At 65.6% G+C, this 22223-nt stretch carries 22 protein-coding genes; 13 read left to right on the top strand and 9 right to left on the bottom strand.

Annotated elements, in window-relative coordinates; translation table 11 throughout:
* Nucleotides 1-146: 146 nt before the first annotated feature.
* Nucleotides 147-500, top strand: coding sequence for a DMT family protein (locus tag LV82_RS10850; protein ID WP_104071583.1), 354 nt, complete (start codon nucleotides 147-149; stop codon nucleotides 498-500).
* A gap of 90 nt (nucleotides 501-590) precedes the next feature.
* Nucleotides 591-1985, top strand: a complete 1395-nt coding sequence (locus LV82_RS10845; protein WP_104071581.1) for a helix-turn-helix domain-containing protein — start codon at nucleotides 591-593, stop codon at nucleotides 1983-1985.
* A 5-nt stretch (nucleotides 1986-1990) separates the two neighbouring features.
* On the opposite strand, the gene LV82_RS10840 is transcribed toward LV82_RS10845, so the two are convergent.
* Nucleotides 1991-2230, bottom strand: a complete 240-nt coding sequence (locus LV82_RS10840; RefSeq protein ID WP_104071579.1) for an HP1242/YdcH family protein — start codon at nucleotides 2228-2230, stop codon at nucleotides 1991-1993.
* A gap of 163 nt (nucleotides 2231-2393) precedes the next feature.
* On the opposite strand from LV82_RS10840, the gene LV82_RS10835 reads away from it, so the two are divergent.
* Nucleotides 2394-3632: an MFS transporter gene (locus tag LV82_RS10835; RefSeq protein WP_104071577.1), complete on the top strand. Its 1239-nt coding sequence runs from the start codon at nucleotides 2394-2396 to the stop codon at nucleotides 3630-3632.
* 4 nt (nucleotides 3633-3636) lie between these two features.
* On the opposite strand, the gene ftsY is transcribed toward LV82_RS10835, so the two are convergent.
* On the bottom strand, nucleotides 3637-4674 hold the full coding sequence (gene ftsY, locus LV82_RS10830) for a signal recognition particle-docking protein FtsY (protein ID WP_104071575.1): 1038 nt from the start codon (nucleotides 4672-4674) through the stop codon (nucleotides 3637-3639).
* Nucleotides 4675-4789: 115 nt separating this feature from the next.
* On the opposite strand from ftsY, the gene LV82_RS10825 reads away from it, so the two are divergent.
* Nucleotides 4790-5884 (top strand): alkane 1-monooxygenase, encoded by a 1095-nt coding sequence (locus LV82_RS10825; protein WP_245873145.1) that lies wholly within the window; start codon nucleotides 4790-4792, stop codon nucleotides 5882-5884.
* 57 nt (nucleotides 5885-5941) lie between these two features.
* Nucleotides 5942-6355: a hypothetical protein gene (locus LV82_RS10820; protein WP_245873144.1), complete on the top strand. Its 414-nt coding sequence runs from the start codon at nucleotides 5942-5944 to the stop codon at nucleotides 6353-6355.
* A 6-nt stretch (nucleotides 6356-6361) separates the two neighbouring features.
* Here LV82_RS10820 and xseA read toward each other — a convergent pair whose 3' ends face one another.
* Nucleotides 6362-7816 (bottom strand): exodeoxyribonuclease VII large subunit, encoded by a 1455-nt coding sequence (gene xseA, locus LV82_RS10815; RefSeq protein WP_104071573.1) that lies wholly within the window; start codon nucleotides 7814-7816, stop codon nucleotides 6362-6364.
* 68 nt (nucleotides 7817-7884) lie between these two features.
* Here xseA and purD point away from each other — a divergent pair, with 68 nt between their 5' ends.
* Nucleotides 7885-9156 (top strand): phosphoribosylamine--glycine ligase, encoded by a 1272-nt coding sequence (purD, locus tag LV82_RS10810; RefSeq protein ID WP_104071571.1) that lies wholly within the window; start codon nucleotides 7885-7887, stop codon nucleotides 9154-9156.
* Between the two features lie 3 nt (nucleotides 9157-9159).
* Here purD and LV82_RS10805 read toward each other — a convergent pair whose 3' ends face one another.
* From LV82_RS10805 to LV82_RS10795, 3 genes are read right to left on the bottom strand one after another with little or no spacing between them, the layout of a single operon-like run.
* Entirely contained in the window at nucleotides 9160-10464 is a 1305-nt protein-coding gene (locus LV82_RS10805) for an MATE family efflux transporter (RefSeq protein WP_104071569.1), read from the bottom strand.
* Nucleotides 10457-10981, bottom strand: a complete 525-nt coding sequence (locus tag LV82_RS10800; protein WP_104071567.1) for a PaaI family thioesterase — start codon at nucleotides 10979-10981, stop codon at nucleotides 10457-10459. Before LV82_RS10800 ends, LV82_RS10805 begins: the two co-directional genes overlap by 8 nt.
* Nucleotides 10978-11415 (bottom strand): PaaI family thioesterase, encoded by a 438-nt coding sequence (locus LV82_RS10795; RefSeq protein WP_104071565.1) that lies wholly within the window; start codon nucleotides 11413-11415, stop codon nucleotides 10978-10980. Before LV82_RS10795 ends, LV82_RS10800 begins: the two co-directional genes overlap by 4 nt.
* 99 nt (nucleotides 11416-11514) lie before the next feature.
* Between LV82_RS10795 and LV82_RS10790 the strand changes: the two genes are divergently transcribed.
* The 7 genes from LV82_RS10790 to LV82_RS10760 all read left to right on the top strand — a co-directional run bounded on the left by LV82_RS10790 (nucleotide 11515) and on the right by LV82_RS10760 (nucleotide 19762).
* Entirely contained in the window at nucleotides 11515-12672 is a 1158-nt protein-coding gene (locus LV82_RS10790) for a putative manganese transporter (RefSeq protein WP_104071563.1), read from the top strand.
* A 57-nt stretch (nucleotides 12673-12729) separates the two neighbouring features.
* Entirely contained in the window at nucleotides 12730-13101 is a 372-nt protein-coding gene (locus tag LV82_RS10785) for a MerR family transcriptional regulator (RefSeq protein WP_104071561.1), read from the top strand.
* Nucleotides 13102-13292: 191 nt separating this feature from the next.
* Nucleotides 13293-13685 carry a MerR family transcriptional regulator gene (locus tag LV82_RS10780; protein ID WP_104071686.1) on the top strand — a complete coding sequence of 131 codons (393 nt, stop codon included), beginning with the start codon at nucleotides 13293-13295 and terminating at the stop codon, nucleotides 13683-13685.
* 31 nt (nucleotides 13686-13716) lie between these two features.
* The gene (locus tag LV82_RS10775) at nucleotides 13717-15495 is read left to right on the top strand and encodes an acyl-CoA dehydrogenase C-terminal domain-containing protein (protein ID WP_104071559.1); all 1779 of its coding nucleotides are present in this window, start codon (nucleotides 13717-13719) and stop codon (nucleotides 15493-15495) included.
* 99 nt (nucleotides 15496-15594) lie between these two features.
* The gene (locus LV82_RS10770) at nucleotides 15595-16233 is read left to right on the top strand and encodes a glutathione S-transferase family protein (RefSeq protein WP_104071557.1); all 639 of its coding nucleotides are present in this window, start codon (nucleotides 15595-15597) and stop codon (nucleotides 16231-16233) included.
* 12 nt (nucleotides 16234-16245) lie between these two features.
* Complete coding sequence (locus LV82_RS10765) at nucleotides 16246-17457, top strand: acetyl-CoA C-acetyltransferase (RefSeq protein WP_104071555.1); 1212 nt, start codon at nucleotides 16246-16248, stop codon at nucleotides 17455-17457.
* Between the two features lie 103 nt (nucleotides 17458-17560).
* Complete coding sequence (locus LV82_RS10760) at nucleotides 17561-19762, top strand: 3-hydroxyacyl-CoA dehydrogenase NAD-binding domain-containing protein (protein WP_104071553.1); 2202 nt, start codon at nucleotides 17561-17563, stop codon at nucleotides 19760-19762.
* 73 nt (nucleotides 19763-19835) lie between these two features.
* Here LV82_RS10760 and LV82_RS10755 read toward each other — a convergent pair whose 3' ends face one another.
* From LV82_RS10755 to fghA, 3 genes are read right to left on the bottom strand one after another with little or no spacing between them, the layout of a single operon-like run.
* Nucleotides 19836-20747, bottom strand: a complete 912-nt coding sequence (locus tag LV82_RS10755; protein WP_104071551.1) for an ornithine cyclodeaminase family protein — start codon at nucleotides 20745-20747, stop codon at nucleotides 19836-19838.
* Nucleotides 20744-21364, bottom strand: a complete 621-nt coding sequence (locus LV82_RS10750; RefSeq protein WP_104071549.1) for an HAD family hydrolase — start codon at nucleotides 21362-21364, stop codon at nucleotides 20744-20746. The genes LV82_RS10755 and LV82_RS10750 overlap by 4 nt, the downstream gene beginning before the upstream one ends.
* Before the next feature lie 10 nt (nucleotides 21365-21374).
* Nucleotides 21375-22208, bottom strand: coding sequence for an S-formylglutathione hydrolase (gene fghA / locus LV82_RS10745; protein ID WP_104071547.1), 834 nt, complete (start codon nucleotides 22206-22208; stop codon nucleotides 21375-21377).
* Nucleotides 22209-22223 lie beyond the last annotated feature (15 nt).

Raw genomic sequence — 22223 nt, 5'->3', positions numbered from 1 at the left:
CGTCCGGTCGGGAAAGCGGTTTTCCGAAAATTTGCAATCTGTTTGCCTCAATGTCTGTGCAAAGTGCAAATCAGCAAATTTCATCCCCCTTTCACAGATGGCGCGGATCGCCTATCTGAACCGCGCAAACGCGCAGGAGCAACAAGATGCCCTCTCTACCCATTCCCGTGGTCACGATCAGCCTGCTGATCGCCTCGAACCTGTTCATGACCTTTGCGTGGTACGGCCACCTGAAGTTCAAGTCGGCACCCCTGATCGCCGTGATCCTTGTCAGCTGGGGCATTGCCCTGTTCGAATATGTCCTGCAGGTGCCGGCAAACCGTCTGGGGCACGGATATTTCAGCGCGGCGGAACTCAAGACCATCCAGGAGGTCATCACGCTGGTCATCTTCGCGGGCTTCTCTGCGCTTTACCTGAAGGAACCGCTTGGTTGGAACCACGCGATCGGGTTCGCGCTGATCGCCTGTGGCGCCTTCTTCATCTTCCACAAATGGACCTGACCGGGCAGCCCCGTTCCGCACAGCCCTTCCTTGGCAAGATTGTTTGCAAAGGCTAGCTTCGCGCCTGCAAACCGTCACGGAGGCCGGGCAATGGGATCGCAGAAGCTGTATGCCGGCGCAAAGCTGCGCGAGACGCGCACGCGGCTTGGCCTGACGCAAAAGGCCTTTGCCGCCAAGCTGGGCGTTTCGCTGCCCTACCTGAACCAGATGGAGAACAACCATCGCCCCGTCTCGGCGGCGGTCGTTCTGGCGCTGGCCTCGGAATTCGGGATGGACGTCACCGAATTGTCGGCGGGCGACGCGGAAAGGTTGGTCTCGGACATGCGCGAGGCGCTGGCCGACCCCGTATTCGACGGCAATGTTCCCCCGATCGCGGATCTGCGGCTTGCGGCCTCGAATGCGCCGATGCTGGCGCGGGCCTTTCTGGCGCTGCACCGCGCCTATCGGCAAAGCCATGAACGGCTGGCCTCTCTGGACGAAGCCCTGGGAAGGGACGAATCCGCCCTGCGCCCCTCGCCATGGGAGGAGGTGCGGGATTTCTTTCACTACTGCGACAATTACATCGACGCGGTCGATCGGGCGGCCGAACATTTCGCCGAGGCGCGGGGCGCCAGCGCCGACATCGAGGCGCGCGCAAGGTCATTGCTGGCGCGCAACGGGATCGAGCTGGTCCTGTCCGATTCCGACGAGATCCGCCACCGGACCGATGGCAGGCTGGTCCTGTCGACCCGCGCCGCGCCGTCGACCCGCCGGTTCCAGATCCTGCATCAGGTCGCAGTGATCGCCCATGGCGATCTGCTGGACGCCACGCTGGACCTTGCCCGCTTTCACACCGACGAGGCGCGCGCCATCGCGAAGATCGGGCTGGCCAACTATTTCGCCGGGGCTGCGATGATGCCCTATGCGCGGTTCATGGAGGCCGCGCGCGAGACGCGCCACGATCTCGAGCGTCTCGCCGACCGCTTCGGCGCTTCGATCGAGCAGGTCGCGCATCGGCTGTCGACGCTGCAACGGCCGGGTCAGAAAGGGATCCCCTTCTTCTTTGTCCGCGTCGATCAGGCGGGCACGATCACCAAGCGCCATTCGGCAACGCGATTGCAGTTCGCACGCTTTGGCGGCGCGTGCCCTCTGTGGAACGTGCATCAGGCCTTCGAGACGCCGGGCCGGTTCCTGCGCCAGCTGGCCGAGACGCCGGACGGCGTGCGATATCTCTGCCTTGCGCGCGACGTGTCGAAACCGGGCGGGTCGTTCCACGCGCCGGTCCGGCGCTATGCGATCGGGCTGGGATGCGAGATCAGCCATGCCCGCGACCTGGTCTATGCCGACGATCTGGACCTGACCAATGCGCGCGCCTACCAGCCGATCGGCATATCCTGCCGGATCTGCGAGCGGCGGGATTGTCACCAGAGATCCGTCCCGCCGCTGGAACGGCGGCTGAGGGTGGACCCCAACCGCCGCGGCATTCTTCCCTATGAAATCGACTGAAGACTTCAGGCTTCGGCCAGCATCCGCGCGATCTCGTCCTTCAGCGCGGCGCGCTTCTTGCGCAGCTCGGTCTCGGCAAGGCCGTCGATCGGCTCGACCCCCGTTTCCGCGCGATGCACGGCGCGGTTGATCTCGTGATATTCTTCGGCAAGCCGCGCGAAATGCGCGTTCGAGAGCTTCAGCGCGTGAATTCTTTCAGCCTTGTCAGGGAATTCCTCGTGCAGTTCGTGCGGGGTGTGCGACATGTGGTCTCTCCTGCCTGTCTTGTCACCCGCAATCTAGGCCCGCGCCCTTCCGGCCTCCTTGACCTGCATCAACCATGCCACGCGGAATTGTCGTCATGACAATTCCGGATTTGACGCGGCCAAAGCCGGCATGCGACCGTCTCGGCCCAGAGGAGACAGCCGCATGCCGCCCCGCGCCCCCATCTTCACGCCCGTTCTGATCTCGGGCTGCATTGTGATCATGATCGGCTTTGCGATCCGCGCCAGTTTCGGCGTGTTCCAGATACCCATCGCGCAGGAATTCGGGTGGCCGCGGGCGGAATTCAGCCTGGCGATTGCCATCCAGAACCTGGCCTGGGGGTTTGGCCAGCCCCTGTTCGGCGCGCTGGCGGAACGGTTCGGCGATCGCCGCGCCATCGTCCTTGGCGCCTTGTGCTACGCGGCGGGGCTTGTCCTGTCGGCCGGGGCCACGACGCCGATCCAGCATCAGCTGCTGGAAATCCTTGTGGGTTTCGGCATCGCGGGCACGGGGTTTGGCGTCATACTTGCCGTCGTCGGACGTGCCGCGAGCCCGGAAACGCGATCCCTGTCGCTGGGCATCGCGACCGCGGCCGGGTCCGCGGGTCAGGTCTTTGGCGCCCCGCTGGCCGAAGCCCTGCTGACCCAATTCCCCTGGCAGACGGTGTTCCTGATCTTCGCGGGCATGATCCTTGCCGCGCTTGCCGTTCTGCCGATGATGCGGTCGCCTGCGCCCGCGACCCGCGCGGAACTGGAAGAAAGCATGGGCGCGGTCCTGATGAAGGCCGCGCGCGACCCTTCCTTCACCCTGATCTTCCTTGGATTCTTTTCCTGCGGCTATCAGCTGGCCTTCATCACCGCGCATTTCCCGGCCTTCGTGACCGAGATGTGCGGCGCGATCGACCCCTCGGGCACCCTGGCCTCGCTGGGGGTGACATCGACATCGGCGCTGGGCGCGGTCGCGATCTCGCTGATCGGGCTGGCCAACATCGTGGGCACCATCACTGCGGGCTGGCTGGGCCGATACTATTCCCGCAAATACCTGCTGGCCGCGATCTATGCCGGGCGCACGATCGCGGCTGCGGCCTTCATCATGCTGCCCATGACCCCGACATCGGTCATCGTCTTTTCCGTCGTCATGGGCGCGCTGTGGCTTGCGACGGTGCCGCTGACCAGCGGACTTGTCGCCCATATCTACGGTCTGCGCTACATGGGCACGCTGTACGGCATCGTCTTTCTGTCGCACCAGATCGGCAGCTTCGTGGGCGTCTGGCTGGGCGGACGGATGTATGACGCCTATGGGTCCTACACCGCCGTGTGGTGGATCGGGGTGGCCGTCGGCGCCTTTTCGGCCGTCGTCCATCTGCCGGTGCGCGAACGCGCGCTGAGCCCGGCTGTCGCCTGATCGTTCAGCCTTCTTCCTCCAGCCCCACCAGCGCTCGGGCGAATTCCTGCGGATCAAAGGGGGCCAGATCGTCGATCTTCTCGCCGACGCCGATCGCGTGGATCGGCAGGCCAAACCGGTCGGCCAGCGCCACCAGGACGCCGCCCTTGGCCGTGCCGTCCAGCTTGGTCATCACCAGACCCGAGACATCGGCAATCTTGCGGAAGATCTCGACCTGCGTGATCGCGTTCTGGCCGGTCGTGGCATCCAGCACCAGGATCGTGTTGTGCGGCGCTTCGGGGTCCTTCTTGCGGATCACGCGGACGATCTTGGCCAGCTCCTCCATCAGGTCCTGGCGGTTCTGAAGCCGCCCGGCCGTGTCGATCATCAGAAGATCCGCCCCATCCGCCTGCGCGCGGGTCATGGCGTCGAATGCCAGGCTTGCCGGGTCCGAGCCTTCGGGCGCGGTCAGCACCGGCACCCCCGCTCTGTCCCCCCAGACCTGCAACTGCTCGACTGCAGCGGCACGGAACGTGTCACCCGCGGCGATGACCACTTTCTTGCCCGCGGCCGACAACTGGCTGGCCAGCTTGCCGATCGTCGTCGTCTTGCCCGACCCGTTCACGCCAACCACCAGAACGACCTGCGGGCGCGTGGGGTAAAGCGGCAAGGGCCGCGCGACCGGCTCCATGATGCGCGCGATCTCGTCGGCCAGAGCCTGCTTGATCTCGCGCACCGATACGCGCCTGCCCATGCGCCCTTGCGCCAGGTTGGCCGTGACGCGCATGGCCGTCTCGACCCCCATGTCGGACTGGATCAGGAGCTCTTCGAGGCTCTCCAGCATCTCGTCGTCCAGCACACGCCGTGGTTCGTCTTCCGCACGGCGCAGGATGCGGCCGATCAGGCCCGGCTTCGCGGGATCCGGCTGTGCGGATTTGTCGGGCGCCGCGCCATCGCCCGGCGCCGCCGCATCGGCGACCTCGGTCACGATGGTTTCCAACCCCTCCTCGATCCGCGACGAGGACTTCAGCAACCGGTCCTTGAGCTTGGTGAAGAACGACATGAGCAGACTTTCGCGTTGACCTTTCCCCTCACGTAGTCCTTTCGCCGACCGGATGGAAGGGTCGAGCCCATTCTGATGCTCGACGCGCGCGGCCGCCTTTGGCAGGATGGGATGGATGAAGGCAGACGCGCGACCGGGGATGGAACGGGCACAGAATGACAAGGTCGGCGCCAAAGGTTGGCGCGCGGCGCTGCCGCATGTGGCGGCCACCATGGCGCCTGTCCCGCTTCTTGTCGCCGCCGCGATGCTGGGGGGTGGTTGGAGCCTTGCCGCCCTTCTGTGGATGAGCGTCGGACTGCATCTGGCCGATGCGATGCTTGTTCGGATACGCCCCGCCTGGGGGGCCGACCATGTCGCGCAACCGGTTGCCGACCGGGTATCGGTCGCGCTTGCGCTGACGCATTTCCTGCTCTTGCCCCTTGCAGTCTGGAGCCTGAGCGGCGCCGGCCCCCTTGGCCCCTGGGACGGGGTTGCGACCTTCCTGGCCTTCGGGCTCTGGCTTGGCCAGGCATCCAATGCCAACGCGCATGAACTGATCCACCGGCGCGAGCGCTGGCTGTTCCGGCTGGGCTGGGCGGTGTTCGTGACACTGCTTTATGGCCACCACGTTTCGGCGCATCGGCTGGTGCATCATCGTTTCGTCGCCACGCCGAACGATCCGAACACCGCCCGCGCCGGCGAAGGCTTCTATCAATTCCTGATCCGCGCATGGCCCGGCGCCTTTCTGGCCGGATACGAGATGGAGCGAAACCTGCGCCGGCGCGCGCGTGGCCCGGGGCGGCTGAACCCCTATGTGATCCATGTAGGCGGAGCTCTGGCCCTGCTGACCCTTGTTGCGTGGCTCTTCGGGCCTGATGGGCTGGTGGCGTATCTGCTGCTTTGCGCCCATGCGCAGATCCAGATCCTGCTGTCCGATTATGTGCAGCATTACGGCCTGCTGCGGCAGGAATTGCCCGATGGCCGGCCCGAGCCCGTCGGCCCGGCCCATAGCTGGGATGCCCCGCGCGGCCTGTCCGGCCTGATGATGCTGAATGCCTCGCGCCATGCCGACCATCACCTGCACCCTTCCAAAGGTTTCGGCGAACTGGAGACGCCCGCACGAACTCCGCGCCTGCCGGCCTCGCTGCCGATCATGGCGACGGTTGCCCTGGTCCCGCCGCTGTGGCGGCGGCTCATGGACCGCAGGCTGCGCAGGATGCAACCGGACTGAGCCGAGGTGACACGAACCCGCAGCTTGTGGCACACTTGGCGCAAAAGGGATAATCCCATGACACGCATCCAGACCCTTGCCATGCTGGCCCTCTGCGCCCTGGCCGCGCCCCTGTGCGCGGCCGAGCCGGGGCCGCCCCTGTCGGCTGCCGCATTCGACGCGCTGACGCGGGGCAAGACCATGGTCTACATGTCAGGCGGCGACCCCTATGGGATCGAGCGATACCTGCCAGGGCGGCGCGTTGTCTGGGCCTTCGTCGGTGAGGAATGCCGCGAGGGATACTGGTACGAAGATCGCGGCGACATCTGCTTTGCCTATGAAGACCTGGGCGAGCCGCAATGCTGGACCTTCTGGCAGGGCGAACAGGGTCTGATGGCGCGCTTTCGCGGCGACCCCGAAGGCATGGCCCTGGTCGCCGTCGAGGAAAGCCCCGACGCGCTGATCTGCCAGGGCCCGCATCTGGGCGTCTAGGGCGGACTATTGCGCATCGGCGGTCCGCACGGGCAAACGTCCGTCGGCAAACTCGATCTGCAATTCCGCGTGGCCCATTGCCGTGGCCCGCGTCGTGACGACATGCTCCCCGGCCCAGACGATCGCAAAGCCACGGCGCAAGGTTTCCGCATGCCCCAGGCTCTGACGTGTGCGATCCAGCGCCGCCAGCCTGTCAGACAGCGTTTGCAGCCTGCGCGTCATCGCAGAGTCCATCCGATCCGCCAGCGATTGCAGATCGTTGCGCCTGCGCGCGGACTCTTTTTGCGCCTCGCGCAGCGACCGGTCGAAGGCCGGGCGAAGCCGCGCCGCCAACGTATCCAGATGCCGACGCTCCTGCCCCAGCCGGCCCGTCAGAACCGACGGGCGCAACCGACCCGCTACCGCGTTGAAACTCGCCCGCCGATTGGCCGTTGCCCCGCGCAATGCGGGCGCAAGCCTGTCGGACCACAGGTCAAGACGCTGGCTGGCCGGCGCCAGTAGCGCCTGCGGCGAGCCCAGCGCGCGCGCAAGATCCGACAGCCTTTGCCCGCCCTGCTCGATCCGCCGGATCATCGCCCGGGACATCCGGCTGCCGTGATCGGAAACCGTCCGGATCAGGTCCATGCGCACGGGCACGGCCATCTCGGCCGCCGCGGTGGGGGTGGGCGCGCGCCGATCCGCCGCAAGGTCGATCAGCGTCGTGTCGGTTTCATGCCCGACCGCCGAGATCAGCGGAATGCGGCTTTCGGCAGCCGCGCGCACGACGATTTCCTCGTTGAAGCCCCACAGATCCTCGATCGAGCCGCCCCCGCGCGCGACGATGATCAGGTCGGGCCGCGGGATCGGACCCCCTTCGGGCAGGGCGTTGAAGCCGCGGATGGCGGCAGCAACCTCGGGGGCACAGCGTTCGCCCTGAACCGTGACCGGCCAGATCAGGACCGGACGGGGAAAGCGGTCGCGCAGGCGGTGCAGGATGTCGCGGATCACCGCGCCCGTGGGCGAAGTCACGACGCCGATCACCCGCGGCAGATAGGGCAATGGCTTCTTGCGCTCGGGCGCGAACAGGCCCTCGGCGGCCAGCGCGGCCTTGCGCCGCTCGAGCATGGCCATCAGCGCGCCAAGACCCGCCGCGGCAAGCTCCTCGACGATCATCTGGTATTTCGACTGGCCCGGAAAGGTCGTCAGCCGCCCGGTCGCGATCACCTCCAGCCCCTCTTCGGGCTTGATGGACAGACGCCCCGCCTGTCCCTTCCAGCAGACGGCGGCAAGCACGGCGCGTTCGTCCTTCAGGTCGAAATACAGATGCCCCGATCCGGGCCGAGCGACACGTCCGATCTCGCCGCGTACGCGGACACGCCCGAACTCGCCCTCGATCACCCGCTTCACCGCACCCGAGATCTCGGACACGGTATATTCATGCGCATTCGCCCCGACGGGCGTTTCGTCTTCGAACAGATCCATGGCCTGACTTGTATCCTGTGTTGCCCGACCTTAGAACGCCGCAAGGGCAAGGCCAAGCGGGGGCGACGATGAATATCCTCATTCTGGGCGGCGGCGGGCGCGAACATGCGCTGGCCTGGGCGGTCAAGCAGAACCCGAAATGCGATCGGCTGATCGTGGCCCCGGGAAATGCGGGCATCGCGCAGATCGCGGAATGCGCCGATATCGATATCCTCGACGGCGCCAGCGTCGCGACATTCGCCGAAGAAAATGCCGTCGATCTTGTGATCGTGGGCCCCGAGGCACCGCTGGCTGCCGGCGTGGCCGACGTCCTTCGTGGCGCCGGGATCCCGGTCCTGGGACCATCGGCCGAGGCTGCGCGACTTGAAGCCTCCAAGGGCTTCACCAAGGAAATCTGCGACGCCTGCGGCGCGCCCACCGCCCGGTGGGCGCGGTTCACCGAGGCCGAGGCCGCACGCGACCACATCCGCGCCAAGGGCGCGCCGATCGTCGTCAAGGCCGACGGGCTTGCCGCCGGCAAGGGTGTCATCGTCGCCATGACCGAGGAAGAGGCCCTGGCCGCCGTGGACGACATGTTCGCCGGCGCCTTTGGCGCAGCCGGGGCGGAAGTGGTCATCGAGGAATTCATGCAGGGCGAGGAAGCCTCGCTGTTCGTTCTGTGCGACGGAAAGAACGTCCTGCCCATCGGCACGGCGCAGGACCACAAGCGCGTGGGCGACGGCGATACCGGCCCCAATACCGGCGGCATGGGGGCCTATTCCCCCGCCCCGGTGCTTGACGATTCCGTGCTGCAACAGGCAATGGATCAGATCGTCCGCCCGACGATCGCCGAGATGGCGCGGCGCGGCACGCCTTTCCAGGGCGTGCTGTATGCAGGCCTGATGATCCAGGACGGGCGGCCACGGTTGGTCGAATACAATGTCCGCTTTGGCGACCCGGAATGTCAGGCCCTGATGATGCGGCTGGGTGCGCAGGCGCTGGACCTGATGCAGGCCTGTGCCGAGGGGCGCCTGGACGAGGTCTCGGTCAATTGGGCCGACGATCACGCGCTGACGGTGGTCATGGCCGCGCGCGGCTATCCGGGCAGCTATGAAAAAGGCACCGTCATTCGCGGGCTCGACGCGCTGCCCGAAGACAGCAGCCACATGGTCTTTCACGCCGGCACCGCCGAGCGCGACGGCGCGATCGTGGCTGCGGGCGGGCGTGTCCTGAACGTCACCGCGCGCGGGTCCAGCCTGCGCGAGGCGCGCGACCGGGCCTATCGGATGGTCGACCGGATCGACTGGCCGCAGGGATTCTGCCGGCGCGACATCGGCTGGCGCGCGCTGAAGGACGCCTAGGCTTCAGGCGGCGGCGCGCTCGGCGCGCGGATAGAGCGCCGCCATGGTCAGTCCGCGCACCATGTTCAGGATCATCAGCGCCGCCCAAAGTCCATGATTGCCCCAGACCGGCGGCAAGCTCAGCAGCGCCACCACATAGACCGCGACCGAAACGATCATCGCGTTGCGCATCTCGCGTGACAGTGTCGCACCGATGAAAATCCCGTCGAGCATCCAGCTTGCAATGCCAATGACCGGGGCAAAGGCGACCCAGGGCAGATAATCGCGGGCCGCGGCGCGCACATGCGGCTCGGTCGTCAGGATGTCGATGAGGGCCGGCCCCGCCAGCCAGAAGGCGATGCCCAGGGCGACCGCGCCCACCAGCCCCCACTGCCCGCTGACCGCCGCGGCACGGCGCACTTCGCCCGCGCGTCTTGCCCCCACCGCCTGACCGACCAGCGACTCGGCCGCGAAGGCAAAGCCGTCCAGACCGAAGGCCGTGATTTGCAGGAATTGCAGCAGGACCTGGTTTGCGGCCAGCGTCACATCGCCGAACCGCGCGCCAAGAAAGACAAAGCTTGTGAATGCGCCCTGAAGCAGGACGCTGCGCAACATGATGTCGCCATTGACCTGCAGCATCCGCGCGATCCGGGCCCGGTCGAAGACCCGCGCCCAGTCGCGCCACTGCCCGCCGGCAAAGGCCGCGCGACACAGATACAGCCCCAGCGCAAGCCCCGTCCACTCGGCGATCAGCGTCGCCGCGGCCACCCCCTGCACGCCCCAGCCAAGCCCGAGAACGAACACCACGTCCAGCAGCATGTTCAGCCCGTTCGTCCAGACCTGGACGGCCAGCACGCCGCGGGTCCGCTCGACCGCGATCAGCCAGCCGGTGATCGCATACAGGCAGATCGTGGCGGGCGCGCCCCAGATGCGGATCGCCAGGTAATCCCGCGTCAGCGACTCGACCTCGGCCGAGGCCGGGGCGATGGCAAAGGCGGCGCGAAACAGGACGGCCTGCAGGAGTATGAAGGCCAGCCCGGCAACGCCGCCGATCAGCAGCGCGCGGGTCAGGATTGCCCCGGTCTCGGCCGGATCGCGCGCGCCATGGGACTGGGCGACAAGCCCCGTCGTGCCCATGCGCAGGAAACCGAACACCCAGTAGATCGTCGAAAGGATGACCGCACCCAGACCGACGGCGCCGATCGGCGCGGCCTGGCCCAGCTGTCCCACGACCCCGGTATCGACCGCCCCCAGCAGGGGCACGGTCACGTTCGACAACACGATCGGCAGCGCGATCTTCAGCACACGCCGATGCGTGATGTCAGCCATGGCGCAGCAGGCCGCCTTGCGGCATCAGGAAATGCCCCGTCGCCTGGGCGAAGAGCCGCGCGCGATTGTCCTGCCAGGCTTCGACATGCACGCTGGCATAGCGACGGCCAGACCGGTTGACGCGGGCCCGCGCATAGGCGTCGCGCGGCAGGCCGGACCGCAGGTAATCCACCGTGAAGTCGATCGTCTTGGGCAGGCGCGGCAGGCAATCCGGGCCAAGCCGCTGGGGATCCAGGCGGCCCGATTCCATCTCCTCCCAGATCAGCGACCAGGACAGTTCGATGATCGCCGCGACCTCCAGGAACGCCGCCGTCGCGCCGCCATGCAGGGCGGGCAGCAAGGGGTTTCCGATCAGCTTTTCGTCAAAGGGAAGAATGGCCGTCAGTTCGTCGCCGCGTCGCTCGAACTCGATGCCCAGAAAGCGGATATAGGGCACCGACTGGACCAGGGCGCGCAGGGCCGCATCGCGGCGCTGCTTGACGACCTGGACCGGTTCGGGCCGTTGCCGGGGACTCATGTCTCGACCTCCCTGGGGCGTTCGAGCGTGAATGCGCCATTTGCGGCGGCGACAGGGCGATCGGTGTCCGAATCATGTGCCGTGGCCCGCACGAAGGCGACCGAACGGGTGACGTGATAGCATTCGGCCCGTGCCGTGATCCGGTCCCCCGGACGCGCGGGGCGCATGTAATCGATGCGCAGATCCAGGGTCGCCGTGCCGATCGCCCCGGTCGGGTGGCTCATCACGGCGGCACCGCCGCATGTATCCATCAGGGCCGAGACCGCCCCGCCATGTATGACACCGGTTTCCGGATCGCCCACGAACCGTTCGTCATAGGGCATCGAGATCACGGCCACGCCGTCCTCGATCCGTTCCAGGACCATGCCCAGCGCGCGGCTGTGGGGGATTGCCTCGATGAACTTCCGGGCAAGCTCACGTTTGCGTTCGTCCATTTTCGCCTTCCCGTTTGCCTTTGCCGTTTATTGGCCCTTGCACGGGGCGCCGCAAGTGCTAGGTTATCAATTGCGAATGGTTCGCAATTGCAGGAAGCCATGCCATCCACGCCAACCGTCACCGCAACCTCCCCCCTGACAGCCCTTTCGGGGCCGGGTCCGATTCGCCCGCGTCGTGCCGTTCTGGCGGTCCTTCTGGTCGCCTTGGCGATCGCGCCTGGCGAACTGGGCGCGCTGACGCGCGACTTGATGCACGACGCCTTTGTGCAGGTCTCGGCCTTCGTGGCGGCGACCCTGCTGCTCTTCTACGGGTTGGAGCGTCTGTTCCGCATTGACCTTGGCCAGGCGATCGGCCGCGCGCGGGCCATGCAGGTGCCGATCGCGGCCCTGATGGGGGCAACGCCCGGCTGCGGTGGTGCGGTCGTCGTGGTCGCGGCCTATGCCTCGGGCAAGGTCACCTTCGGAGCCGTCGTCGCCGCTCTGACCGCCACGATGGGCGATGCGGCCTTCCTGCTGATCGCAACGCGGCCGGACGCAGCCATGGTCCTGTTGCCGCTGCAATTCGCCGCCGGGATCGTGACGGGATGGCTGATCGACCGCTTTCTGGTCGTCGATTACCGTCCGATGGCCGGATCCTGCCGCATGGCGCCCTTGATCGGTCGGCGCAGGAAACGCGACCTGGTCTATCTGGCCGTGGCCATTCCCGGCCTGATCGTGGGCGCGGCGCAGATCGGCGGCATCGAGATCGAAACGCTCTTCGGTGTGCCGGTCTCCGCGCTGGCCCTGGCCGGTGTCTTCGTCGGCCTTGCCATCTGGGCGACCTCTCCGGTCGATGCGATGACGAATGGCGCCGACGACCCGGTGACACGCATGGCCGAGGAGACCTCCTTCATCTCGGTCTGGGTACTGATCGCCTATCTCGCCTATGATTATGCCGCCCTGTATCTTGGGCTGGATCTTGCATCCGCATTCGGTTCCATCGCGCCCGTGCTGCCGCTGATCGCCGCGGCCATCGGGTTCATCCCCGGCTGCGGGCCGCAGGTTCTGGTGGCGACGCTGTATGTCAACGGGGCAATCCCGTTCTCGGCGCTTGTGGCCAATGCCATTTCGAATGACGGCGATGCGCTGTTTCCCGCCATCGCCCTGGCGCCGCGCGCTGCAATCATGGCGACGGTGTTTTCCACCCTGCCCGCGCTGCTTGTCGCCTATGGGCTGTACTTCCTGGCCCCGGATTTCCTGTCGGCCCCCTTGCCCTGACCGGGCGCGGTTGTAAGCTGCCGCGCCAATCGCTACTTTCGTGGCAGGAGGACCGTGATGGCCGAAGAGGAACTCAGCTTCAAGGAGATGTGCGCGCGCTTCGATGTCACGCCGCGCACGCTTCGCTATTACGAGTATATCGAGCTTCTTTCGCCGCGAAAGGAAGGCCGCGCGCGCTTTTACGGCCCACGCGAGATCGCCCGCATGACGCTGATTCTGCGCGGACGCCGCTTTGGCTTCAGCCTGGAAGAAATCCGCCAGTGGCTGCTTCTGTATGATCAGAAGGGCACGAAAGAGCAGTACCAGGTCTTCATCGACCTGGCGAACCGCCAGCTGGAAGAGCTGGAGCGTCAACGGCGCGAGCTGGACAACACGATCGCCGATCTCAAGGCCCTGCGCGACCGTACGGCCGAACTGATAACCGATTGATTGCCAATCATAACCCGTCTTCGATCCCGGCGTGATCGCGCGTCCGGGCCCGTCCCGTTTCATGACACAACGTCAGCATCCCGCGTGACGTCACGTTACAGTGACGTGCACGTAAACCCTGGTTGTATGGTATCCGAAAGGCTCCACATCAGCACACGGGGACGATGCCAGGAATGTGGAAGGGTGACGGCTTGACCGACCAGATGATGACCATTCGCGAGATGTGCGAAACCTTCGGGGTGACCCCGCGTACCTTGCGATTCTACGAATCCAAGGAATTGCTGTCACCGATCCGCCAGGGTCAGAAACGGCTCTATACCCGGCGCGACCGCGCCCGCCTGAAGCTGATCCTGCGCGGCAAGCGCTTTGGCTTCAGCCTCGAGGAGATCCGGCAACTTCTGGACCTGTATCACATCGGCGACCAGAAGCAGACGCAATTGCGGCGCACCCTGGAACTGGCACGGAAGCGGCGCGAGGAGATGGTCCGCCAACGTGACGACCTGGCCCGGGCAATCGAGGAGCTGGATGAGCAGATCGCGCTGGTCGAGAAAAGCCTGACCGCGCCACGCGAAGCGACGACTTGACAACAGACTGAAAGACATAGGGAGAGAGACCATGCCGAGCTATACGGCACCAACCCGCGACATGCAGTTCGTCCTCGACGAGGTGCTGGACATCCGCAACAGCGACGTGCCCGGCTATTCCGAGCTGGAGCCCGATTTCACCTCGGCCATTCTCGAAGAGGCCGGCAAGCTGGCCCGCGACGTTCTTGCCCCGCTGAACCAGGTCGGCGACCAGGAAGGCTGCCACATGGAAAACGGCGTGGTGCGCACGCCCAAGGGGTTCCGTGAAGCTTTCGAGGCGATCAAGGAGGGCGGCTGGAATGGCCTGGACCTGCCCGAGGAATTTGGCGGCCAGAACCTGCCCTACATCATCGGCACCGCGGTGGGCGAAATCTTCGTCTCGGCCAACATGGCCTTCAACATGTATCAGGGCCTGACCCATGGCGCGATCTCGACCATCCTTGCCCATGGAACCGAGGACCAGAAGAAGACATTCGTGCCCAAGATGATCTCGCTGGACTGGACGGGCACGATGAACCTGACCGAGCCGCATTGCGGCACCGATCTGGGTCTTCTGCGCACCAAGGCCGAGCCCCAGCCAGATGGCAGCTACAAGATCACCGGCCAGAAGATCTTCATCTCCTCGGGCGAGCACGACATGGCCGAGAACATCGTCCATCTGGTGCTGGCAAAAGCGCCGGGCGGTGGCCCGGGCACCAAGGGCATCTCGCTGTTCATCGTGCCGAAATTCCTGGTCAATCCCGATGGCAGCCTTGGCGAGCGCAACGCGGTCTCGGTCGGCAAGATCGAGGAAAAGATGGGCATTCACGGCAACTCGACCTGCGTGATGAACTATGACGGCGCGACCGGCTATCTGCTGGGCGAGCTTCACAAGGGCATGCGGGCGATGTTCACCATGATGAACGAGGCGCGCATCGGCGTGGGCCTGCAGGGCTATGCCGTGGCCGAGGCCGCCTATCAGAACGCGGTCGCCTATGCCAAGGATCGCCTGCAGGGCCGTGCCGTGACCGGCGCGTCAAATCCCGAAGGACCGGCAGACCCGCTGATCGTGCATCCCGACGTGCGCCGGGCGCTGATGGACCAGAAGAGCTTTGTCGAGGGCGCGCGCGCCTTCACCTTCTGGGGCGCGACGCTGATCGACCGGGCGCATCGCAACAACGACGCCACCGCGATGGGGCTGATTTCGCTGATGACGCCGGTCATCAAGGGCTTCCTGACCGACAAGGGCTTTGAATCCACCGTGCTGGCCCAGCAGATCTATGGCGGTCACGGCTATATCGAGGAATGGGGCATGTCGCAGTTCGTGCGCGACGCCCGGATCACCATGATCTATGAAGGCGCCAACGGTATCCAGGCGCTGGACCTCGTCGGCCGCAAGCTGGCCCAGGACGGCGGCAAGCATGTCATGGCCTTCTTCGAGATGGTGAAATCCTTCATCAAGGAGAACGAGGGCGAAGAACGGCTGAGGGCCGATTTCCTTGACCCGCTGAAGGCGGCCTCGAAGGATCTGCAATCGGCCGCGATGTTCTTCATGCAGAACGGCATGAAGAACCCGAACGAAGCCCTGGCGGGCTCCTATGACTTCATGCACCTGTTCGGACATGTCTGCCTTGGCCTGATGTGGGCGCAAAGCGCGCGGGCCGCGCTGAAGGCTCTGGATGCCGGGGCCGAGGACAAGCGCTTCTACGAAGCCAAGCTGGCCACGGGTCGCTATTACATGGCACGTCAGCTGCCCATGACCGCGACCCACCTGGCCCGCATCCAGTCCGGTGCAGCGCCGGTCATGGCGCTGGAGCCCGACGCGTTCTGATCCGCGTCTTAACGCATGTGGCGGTCCGGGCACGACTTCCGGGCCGCCGCGGCGGGCCAGGCCCCGCGATCAGGCAATGTCCAAGGGGGGAGACAGGACATGACCGCGCGACTGCACTGCTTTGGCGAAAGCGGCAATGCCTACAAGGCGGCGCTGACTCTGGAGCTATCCGGCTATGACTGGCAGCCGGTCTTTGTCGATTTCTTCAATGGCGCGACACGTACGCCCGAATTCCGCAAACTGAACGTCATGGGCGAAGTCCCCGTCTTCGAGGAAGACGGCCGCGTCCTGACCCAGTCGGGCGCCATCATGTACCATGTCGTCGAACGCACCGGAAAATTCGGCGGCCGGCCGGAAGACCGCGAGGAAGTCCTGCGCTGGGTGCTGTGGGACAATCACAAGCTGTCCAGCCAGGCGGGAATGACACGGTTCCTGATGAACTTCCTGCCACCCGAGAAGCGCCCCGCCGAGGTTATCGCCTTCATGCAGGGCCGGCTCAGGAACGCCTATGCCGCACTTGACCAGCACCTGAAGGGGCGCGACTGGATCGTGGGCGATGGCCCGACAATCGCAGATTTTTCCTGCTGTGGATACCTGTTCTATCCCGAACCCTTCGGCTTTGACCGAACGGACTGGCCCAATATCGACCGCTGGCTGGACAATGTCTCGTCCCTGCCCGGCTGGAAACATCCCTATGACCTCATGCCCGGCAACCCGTCGGACCGGGCACAGAACTGACCGGAGGATTCAATGACCGAAGCCTATATCTATGACGCCGTGCGCTCGCCCCGCGGCAAGGGGCGGCCCGATGGCAGCCTTCACGAAGTGACCTCGGTGTCGCTGTCGGCCCAGATCCTGAACGCGATCAAGAACCGCAACAACCTTGACGGCCACGCGGTCGAGGACGTGATCTGGGGCAATGTGACCCAGGTCGGCGAACAGGGCGGCTGTCTTGCCCGCAGCGCGGTGCTGCTGTCGGATCTGGACGAACGCATCCCCGGCCTTGCCATCAACCGCTTCTGCGCCAGCGGGATGGAGGCTGTGAACCTGGCCGCGAACCAGGTCAAGGGCGGCGCAGGCCATGCCTATATCGCCGGTGGCGTCGAAATGATGAGCCGTGTCCCCATGGGCTCGGACGGTGCGGCGATCGCGGTCGATCCGCAGCTGGCGATGAAGACCTATTTCGTGCCCCAGGGCATCTCGGCCGACATTATCGCCACCGAATACGGCATCACCCGCGAACAGGCCGATGCGCTGGCCGTGGAATCGCAGCGTCGCGCCGCAAAGGCGTGGGAAGAGGGACGCTTTGCCCGCTCGATCGTGCCGGTGAAGGACCAGAACGGCCTGACGATCCTTGATCGCGACGAATACATGCGCCCCCAGACGACGCTCGAGGCCCTTGCCGCGCTCAAGCCCAGCTTCAAGGACATGGGCGAAGTCATGCCGGGCTTCGACAAGGTCGCGCTGATGAAGTACCCGCATCTGGAACGGATCGAGCATATCCACCATGCGGGCAATTCCAGCGGCATCGTCGATGGCGCGGCGGCCATCCTGGTGGGCGACCGCGAGTTCGGCGAACGCCACGGGCTGAAGCCGCGGGCCCGGATCCGCGCCACGGCCAAGATCGGCACCGACCCCACGATCATGCTGACCGGCCCCGTGCCCGTGACCGAAAAGATCCTGAAGGATTCGGGCATGGCGATTTCCGACATCGACCTTTTCGAGGTCAACGAAGCCTTCGCCGCGGTCGTCCTTCTGTTCATGAAGGCATTCGATGTGGACCCCGCCAAGGTCAACGTCAATGGCGGCGCGATCGCGATGGGTCACCCTCTGGGCGCGACCGGCGCCATCATCATCGGCACGCTGCTGGACGAGCTGGAGCGGCAGGACAAGTCGGTGGGCCTGGCCACGCTGTGCATCGCCAGCGGCATGGGCGCGGCCACGATCATCGAGAGGGTGTGATGGGCGGACGATTCAATCGGCGGTCGGATTGGGGCAGACAGGGGGCGCCACGCCTCGCAGCCCAGTCCCGCCACGCAGACACCCCCCTTCAGGGAGAAAAGAAATGAGCGATTTCAAATATCATGTGGACGAAGACGGCGTCGCGATCCTGACTTGGGACGTGCCCGGCAAATCCATGAACGTCATGACACGCGAGGCCTTTGCCGAGGTCAGCGAGATGATCGACCGGGCGCTGGCCGACGACAAGGTCAAGGGCATCATCGTCACCTCGGGCAAGGACAGCTTTGCCGGCGGGATGGACCTGAACGTGCTGGCCCGCATCCGTGAGGAGGCCGGCGACAACCCTGCGCAGGCCCTGTTCGACTTCACGATGTCGGGCCACCATATCCTGCGCAAGCTGGAACGCGCGGGCATGGATCCCAAGACCCTGAAGGGCGCCAAGCCCGTGGCCTGCGCCATCCCCGGCACCTGCGCCGGCATCGGCACCGAGATTGCCCTGGCCTGCCATCGCCGCTTCATGGCCGATCGGCCGAAGGCCAAAATTGGCCTGCCCGAGATCCTGGTGGGCCTGTTCCCCGGCGGTGGCGGCACGACGCGTTATTCGCGCATGGTCGGGGCAATGGCCGCGGCGCCCGTTCTTCTGGAAGGCAAGATGCTGGAGCCCGCCAAGGCCAAGTCGGCTGGCCTGATCGACGAGGTCGTCTCGCCCGACGAACTGATGGCCCGCGCCAAGGAGTGGGTGCTTTCGGCCAAGGATGACGATTGCGTCAAGCCCTGGGACAAGAAGGGCTGGAAGATGCCCGGCGGCGCGCCCTATCACCCCGCGGGCTTCATGACCTTCGTGGGCGCGAACGCGATGGTCCATGCCAAGACCCAGGGCGTCTATCCCGCGGCCAAGGCGCTGTTGTCGGCTGTCTACGAAGGTGCACTGGTGCCGTTCGACGTCGCGCTGCGCATCGAGGCGCGCTGGTTCACCAAGGTCCTGATGGATCCGTCCTCCTCGGCGATGATCCGGTCGCTGTTCCTGAACAAGGAAAAGCTGGAGAAGGGCGCCAACCGCCCTGAAGCCCCCGATCAGCGTGTGCGCAAGCTGGGTGTTCTGGGCGCCGGCATGATGGGCGCGGGAATTGCCCATGTCTCGGCGCTGGCCGGGATCGACGTCGTCCTGATCGACGCCAGCCAGGAAGCCGCCGACCGCGGCAAGGCGCATTCCGAAGCGCTGCTCGACAAGGGCATGAAGCGCGGCAAGGTCACGGCCGAAAAGAAGGCCGAAGTTCTGTCGCGCATCACCGCAACCACGGATTACGGCGCCCTTGAAGGCTGCGATCTGGTGATCGAGGCCGTTTTCGAGGATCCCGCCGTCAAGGTCGAGGTGACGAAGAAGGCCGAGGCCGTGATCCCGCAGGATGCGATCTTTGCCACCAACACCTCGACCCTGCCGATCAGTGATCTGGCCAAGGCCAGCGCGCGTCCCGATCAGTTCATCGGCATCCACTTCTTCAGCCCGGTGGACAAGATGATGCTGGTCGAGATCATCAAGGGCCGCCAGACCGGCGACCGCGCGGTGGCCAAGGCGCTGGACTATGTACGCCAGATCCGCAAGACGCCCATCGTGGTGAACGATGCGCGCTTCTTCTATGCCAACCGCTGCATCATTCCGTATATCAACGAAGGCATTCGGATGGTGAAGGAAGGCGTGAAGCCGGCCCTGGTCGAAAATGCCGCCCGCCTTCTGGGCTTCCCCGTCGGGCCGCTGCAGCTGGTGGACGAAACCTCGATCGATCTGGGCGTCAAGATCGCCAAGGCCACGCGCGCGGCGATGGGCGACGCCTATCCCGACGATGCGGTGGACGAGGTCCTGTTCGCCATGGCCGAGCGCGGCCGCCTGGGCCGCAAGGCCAAGGCCGGGTTCTACGCCTATGATGAAAAGGGCACGCGCCTTGGCCTGTGGGAGGGACTGGGCGAATTGTGGCCGGTCGCGGCAAACCAGCCCGACCTGAAAGAGGTCCAGAACCGGCTGATGATGGCGCAGGTGCTCGAGGCCGTGCGCGCCTTCGAGGAAGGCGTGCTGATGGACATTCGCGAGGGCGACGTCGCCGCGATCCTGGGCTGGGGCTTTGCGCCCTGGTCGGGCGGCCCGTTCTCGTGGCTGGACATCATCGGCGCGCGGCGCGCGGTCGAGATCTGCGAAGATCTCAAGTCGCGCCATGGTCCTCGCTTCGAGGCTCCGGCCCTTCTGCGCGACATCGCGACCAAGGGTGACAGCTTCTATGGCCGCTATGGCAGCGGCGAAGCCGCGGCCTGATCTGTCCAGAGACACGACATGAAAAGGGGCCGGGATCATCCCGGCCCCTTGCAGTTCAGGCCCGGCGTTTTTTTCAGCCAGCCGTTGCGCGCAGGATGTAATCGGCGGTCATCAGGTCAAGATGCGCGCCACCGCCATTCTTTGCTATGGTGATTTCGTCGTCCGAGATGCGGGCAAAGCGCCCCTCGGCGATGTCGTAGAAATCCGCAACGATGTCCTGCTCGCTCAGCGCGCCCGATGCGATGGGGGCCATGATCTCTCCGATATGGTGGACCGTGGTCGCGCGGGAATCCACGAAGACACGCGCGCGGCGCATGGCGTCATCGTCCACCTCGCGCATGTCCGAACGGTAAGCGCCGATCAGGTCCAGATGTGTCCCCGGCCGCAGCCATGCGCCCCGGATGATCGGCTGGGTCGCCATCGTGGCTGTTGCGATGACATCGGCCGCGCGCACGGCTGCTTCGAGATCCTCGACCGGATGGGCGCCCGTCTCTACGGCAAAGGCGCGCGCCTTCTCGGGCGAGCGCGTCCACACGTGGAAACGCGCCTGTGGAAAGGCCGCAGCATAGGCCTGAACCATCGATCGCGCGACGGCACCGGCCCCCACGATCAGGAAATTCCGTGATTGCGGTCGCGCCAGCAGTCGGGCCGCCAGCAGACTGTCGGCCGCCGTCTTCCACTTCGTGACCAGACCGAAGTCCAGATAGGCACGCAGCGCGCCGGTCCGGTCATCGAACAGGCCCAACGCGCCCTGAACATTCGCGAGGCCCAGCGATTCATTGCCCGGAAAGATCGTGGCGGCCTTGACCGCCAGCCCCAGCCCGTCGATCCATGCCGAACGCGTCAAGAGCGTATCCGCGCGGCGCCGCAGGAAGGTATCGGCGATCTCGGCCTTGGGCAGGCGATGGCCGGCCACGATCGCGTCGGTCAGCGCGATCCAGTCCAGATGGGCCTCGGCCTCGGGGCCGACGATGGTGGGCGTCATGCGGCCTCCTCGTCCACCGGTAGCCCCAGATCGCGAAGCCGGCGCGCCAGCCCCTGCGGGCCGTCGAACAGGTGAACCTGCCAGCCGCGCGCGGCCGCGGCCTCGACATTTTCGGGCCGGTCATCGGTGAAGAACAGATCGGCACCCGACAGGCCCGTTGCGTTTTCGACATGCTGGTAGATCTGCGGGTCGGGCTTCATCAGGGCCAGATGGCCCGAGACGACCCGCAGGTCGAAGGCGCGCAGAAAGGGATAGGCCCGTTCGGCGATCCCGAAGGTTTCCGTTCCGAAATTGGTCAGCGCGACGGTTCGGACCGCATTCGCCCGCAGGCCCTGCAACAGCCGGACACTGTCCGGTATCTCGGGGCTTGCCATGTCCAGCCAATGGTCATGCCAGGCCATGATTTCGGCCGACCATTCGGGATGCTGCCGGGCAAGAGCCTCGACGGTTTCGCGAAAGGGCGCGCCAAGGTCCAGCTGGCGGTTCATGCCCTCCAGATCGACCTCGGCAAACAGGGCCTTTCGGCGCGCGACCCCGATCGTTCGGTCATAGAACCTCTCGGGGTTCCATTCGATCAACACATTGCCGATATCGAAAACGACTGCGCGCGGTGTCATCCTGCCTCCCTCAGATCAGGTCCAGCGCCCGGGCATGAAACTCGACATGGTCCCGCATGAAGCTGGCCACGAAGAAGTAGCTGTGATCATAGCCCTGCTGCAGACGGAACGCCCCCGGCTGACGCCGCGCAGCCATGGCTTCAGCCAGAGCCTGGGGCATCAGCAGGTCCAGGAACTGGTCCTCGGTTCCCTGGTCGATCAGCACTTCGCCGTCGAAGCCACGCGCCTGCATCTGCAGGGTGGCGTCATGCAGCGCCCATGCCGATTCCCGTTCACCCAGATAGGCCGAAAGCTGCTTGCGTCCCCAGTCGGATCGGGCGGGATGGGCAATCGGCGCAAAGGCCGAGACCGAGCGAAACCTTTCGGGCTGCCCCATTGCCAGGGTCAGCGCTCCGTGCCCGCCCATTGAATGGCCGGTAATCGCCTGACGTTCTTCATCGATGGGGAAGTTCGCGGTCACGATGCGCGGCAGTTCCTCGGCCACGTAATCCCACATGCGGAAATGCGTGCTCCATGGTGACTGCGTCGCATTGACGTAGAACCCCGCGCCCTGCCCCAGATCATAGGCCTCGTCATCGGGCACGTCGGGGCCGCGCGGGCTGGTATCGGGAAAGACCAGGGCCATCCCTGCGCGTGCGGCCCAGGCCTGAGCGCCGGCCTTGACCATGGCGTTTTCATGCGTGCAGGTCAGGCCCGACAGATACCACAGAACCGGCACGGACCCCGTCCGGGCCTGCGGAGGCAGGTAGACGCCAAAGGTCATCGGACAGGAACAGGCCGCCGAGTCGTGCCGATACACCCCCTGTATCCCGCCAAAGCAGCGGTTCTCCGATATCGTCTGCATGTCCCTGCCCCTTTG

It is taken from the genome of Albidovulum inexpectatum, from assembly GCF_002927635.1.
GTDB classification, from domain to species: domain Bacteria; phylum Pseudomonadota; class Alphaproteobacteria; order Rhodobacterales; family Rhodobacteraceae; genus Albidovulum; species Albidovulum inexpectatum.
The sequence above is the reverse complement of the archived record's forward strand: the minus strand, read 5'-3'. Positions and strand labels throughout refer to the sequence as shown.

Coding starts and splice junctions, on each gene's coding strand:
- LV82_RS10820 (WP_245873144.1), top strand. CDS start 5,942: ATGACACGCATCCAGACCCTTGCCATGCTGGCCCTCTGCGCCCTGGCC.
- fghA (WP_104071547.1), bottom strand. CDS start 22,208: ATGCAGACGATATCGGAGAACCGCTGCTTTGGCGGGATACAGGGGGTG.
- LV82_RS10845 (WP_104071581.1), top strand. CDS start 591: ATGGGATCGCAGAAGCTGTATGCCGGCGCAAAGCTGCGCGAGACGCGC.
- LV82_RS10775 (WP_104071559.1), top strand. CDS start 13,717: ATGCCGAGCTATACGGCACCAACCCGCGACATGCAGTTCGTCCTCGAC.
- xseA (WP_104071573.1), bottom strand. CDS start 7,816: ATGGATCTGTTCGAAGACGAAACGCCCGTCGGGGCGAATGCGCATGAA.
- LV82_RS10755 (WP_104071551.1), bottom strand. CDS start 20,747: ATGACGCCCACCATCGTCGGCCCCGAGGCCGAGGCCCATCTGGACTGG.
- LV82_RS10805 (WP_104071569.1), bottom strand. CDS start 10,464: ATGGCTGACATCACGCATCGGCGTGTGCTGAAGATCGCGCTGCCGATC.
- LV82_RS10835 (WP_104071577.1), top strand. CDS start 2,394: ATGCCGCCCCGCGCCCCCATCTTCACGCCCGTTCTGATCTCGGGCTGC.
- LV82_RS10800 (WP_104071567.1), bottom strand. CDS start 10,981: ATGAGTCCCCGGCAACGGCCCGAACCGGTCCAGGTCGTCAAGCAGCGC.
- LV82_RS10825 (WP_245873145.1), top strand. CDS start 4,790: ATGAAGGCAGACGCGCGACCGGGGATGGAACGGGCACAGAATGACAAG.
- purD (WP_104071571.1), top strand. CDS start 7,885: ATGAATATCCTCATTCTGGGCGGCGGCGGGCGCGAACATGCGCTGGCC.
- LV82_RS10770 (WP_104071557.1), top strand. CDS start 15,595: ATGACCGCGCGACTGCACTGCTTTGGCGAAAGCGGCAATGCCTACAAG.
- LV82_RS10760 (WP_104071553.1), top strand. CDS start 17,561: ATGAGCGATTTCAAATATCATGTGGACGAAGACGGCGTCGCGATCCTG.
- LV82_RS10840 (WP_104071579.1), bottom strand. CDS start 2,230: ATGTCGCACACCCCGCACGAACTGCACGAGGAATTCCCTGACAAGGCT.
- LV82_RS10790 (WP_104071563.1), top strand. CDS start 11,515: ATGCCATCCACGCCAACCGTCACCGCAACCTCCCCCCTGACAGCCCTT.
- LV82_RS10850 (WP_104071583.1), top strand. CDS start 147: ATGCCCTCTCTACCCATTCCCGTGGTCACGATCAGCCTGCTGATCGCC.
- LV82_RS10765 (WP_104071555.1), top strand. CDS start 16,246: ATGACCGAAGCCTATATCTATGACGCCGTGCGCTCGCCCCGCGGCAAG.
- LV82_RS10785 (WP_104071561.1), top strand. CDS start 12,730: ATGGCCGAAGAGGAACTCAGCTTCAAGGAGATGTGCGCGCGCTTCGAT.
- LV82_RS10795 (WP_104071565.1), bottom strand. CDS start 11,415: ATGGACGAACGCAAACGTGAGCTTGCCCGGAAGTTCATCGAGGCAATC.
- ftsY (WP_104071575.1), bottom strand. CDS start 4,674: ATGTCGTTCTTCACCAAGCTCAAGGACCGGTTGCTGAAGTCCTCGTCG.
- LV82_RS10750 (WP_104071549.1), bottom strand. CDS start 21,364: ATGACACCGCGCGCAGTCGTTTTCGATATCGGCAATGTGTTGATCGAA.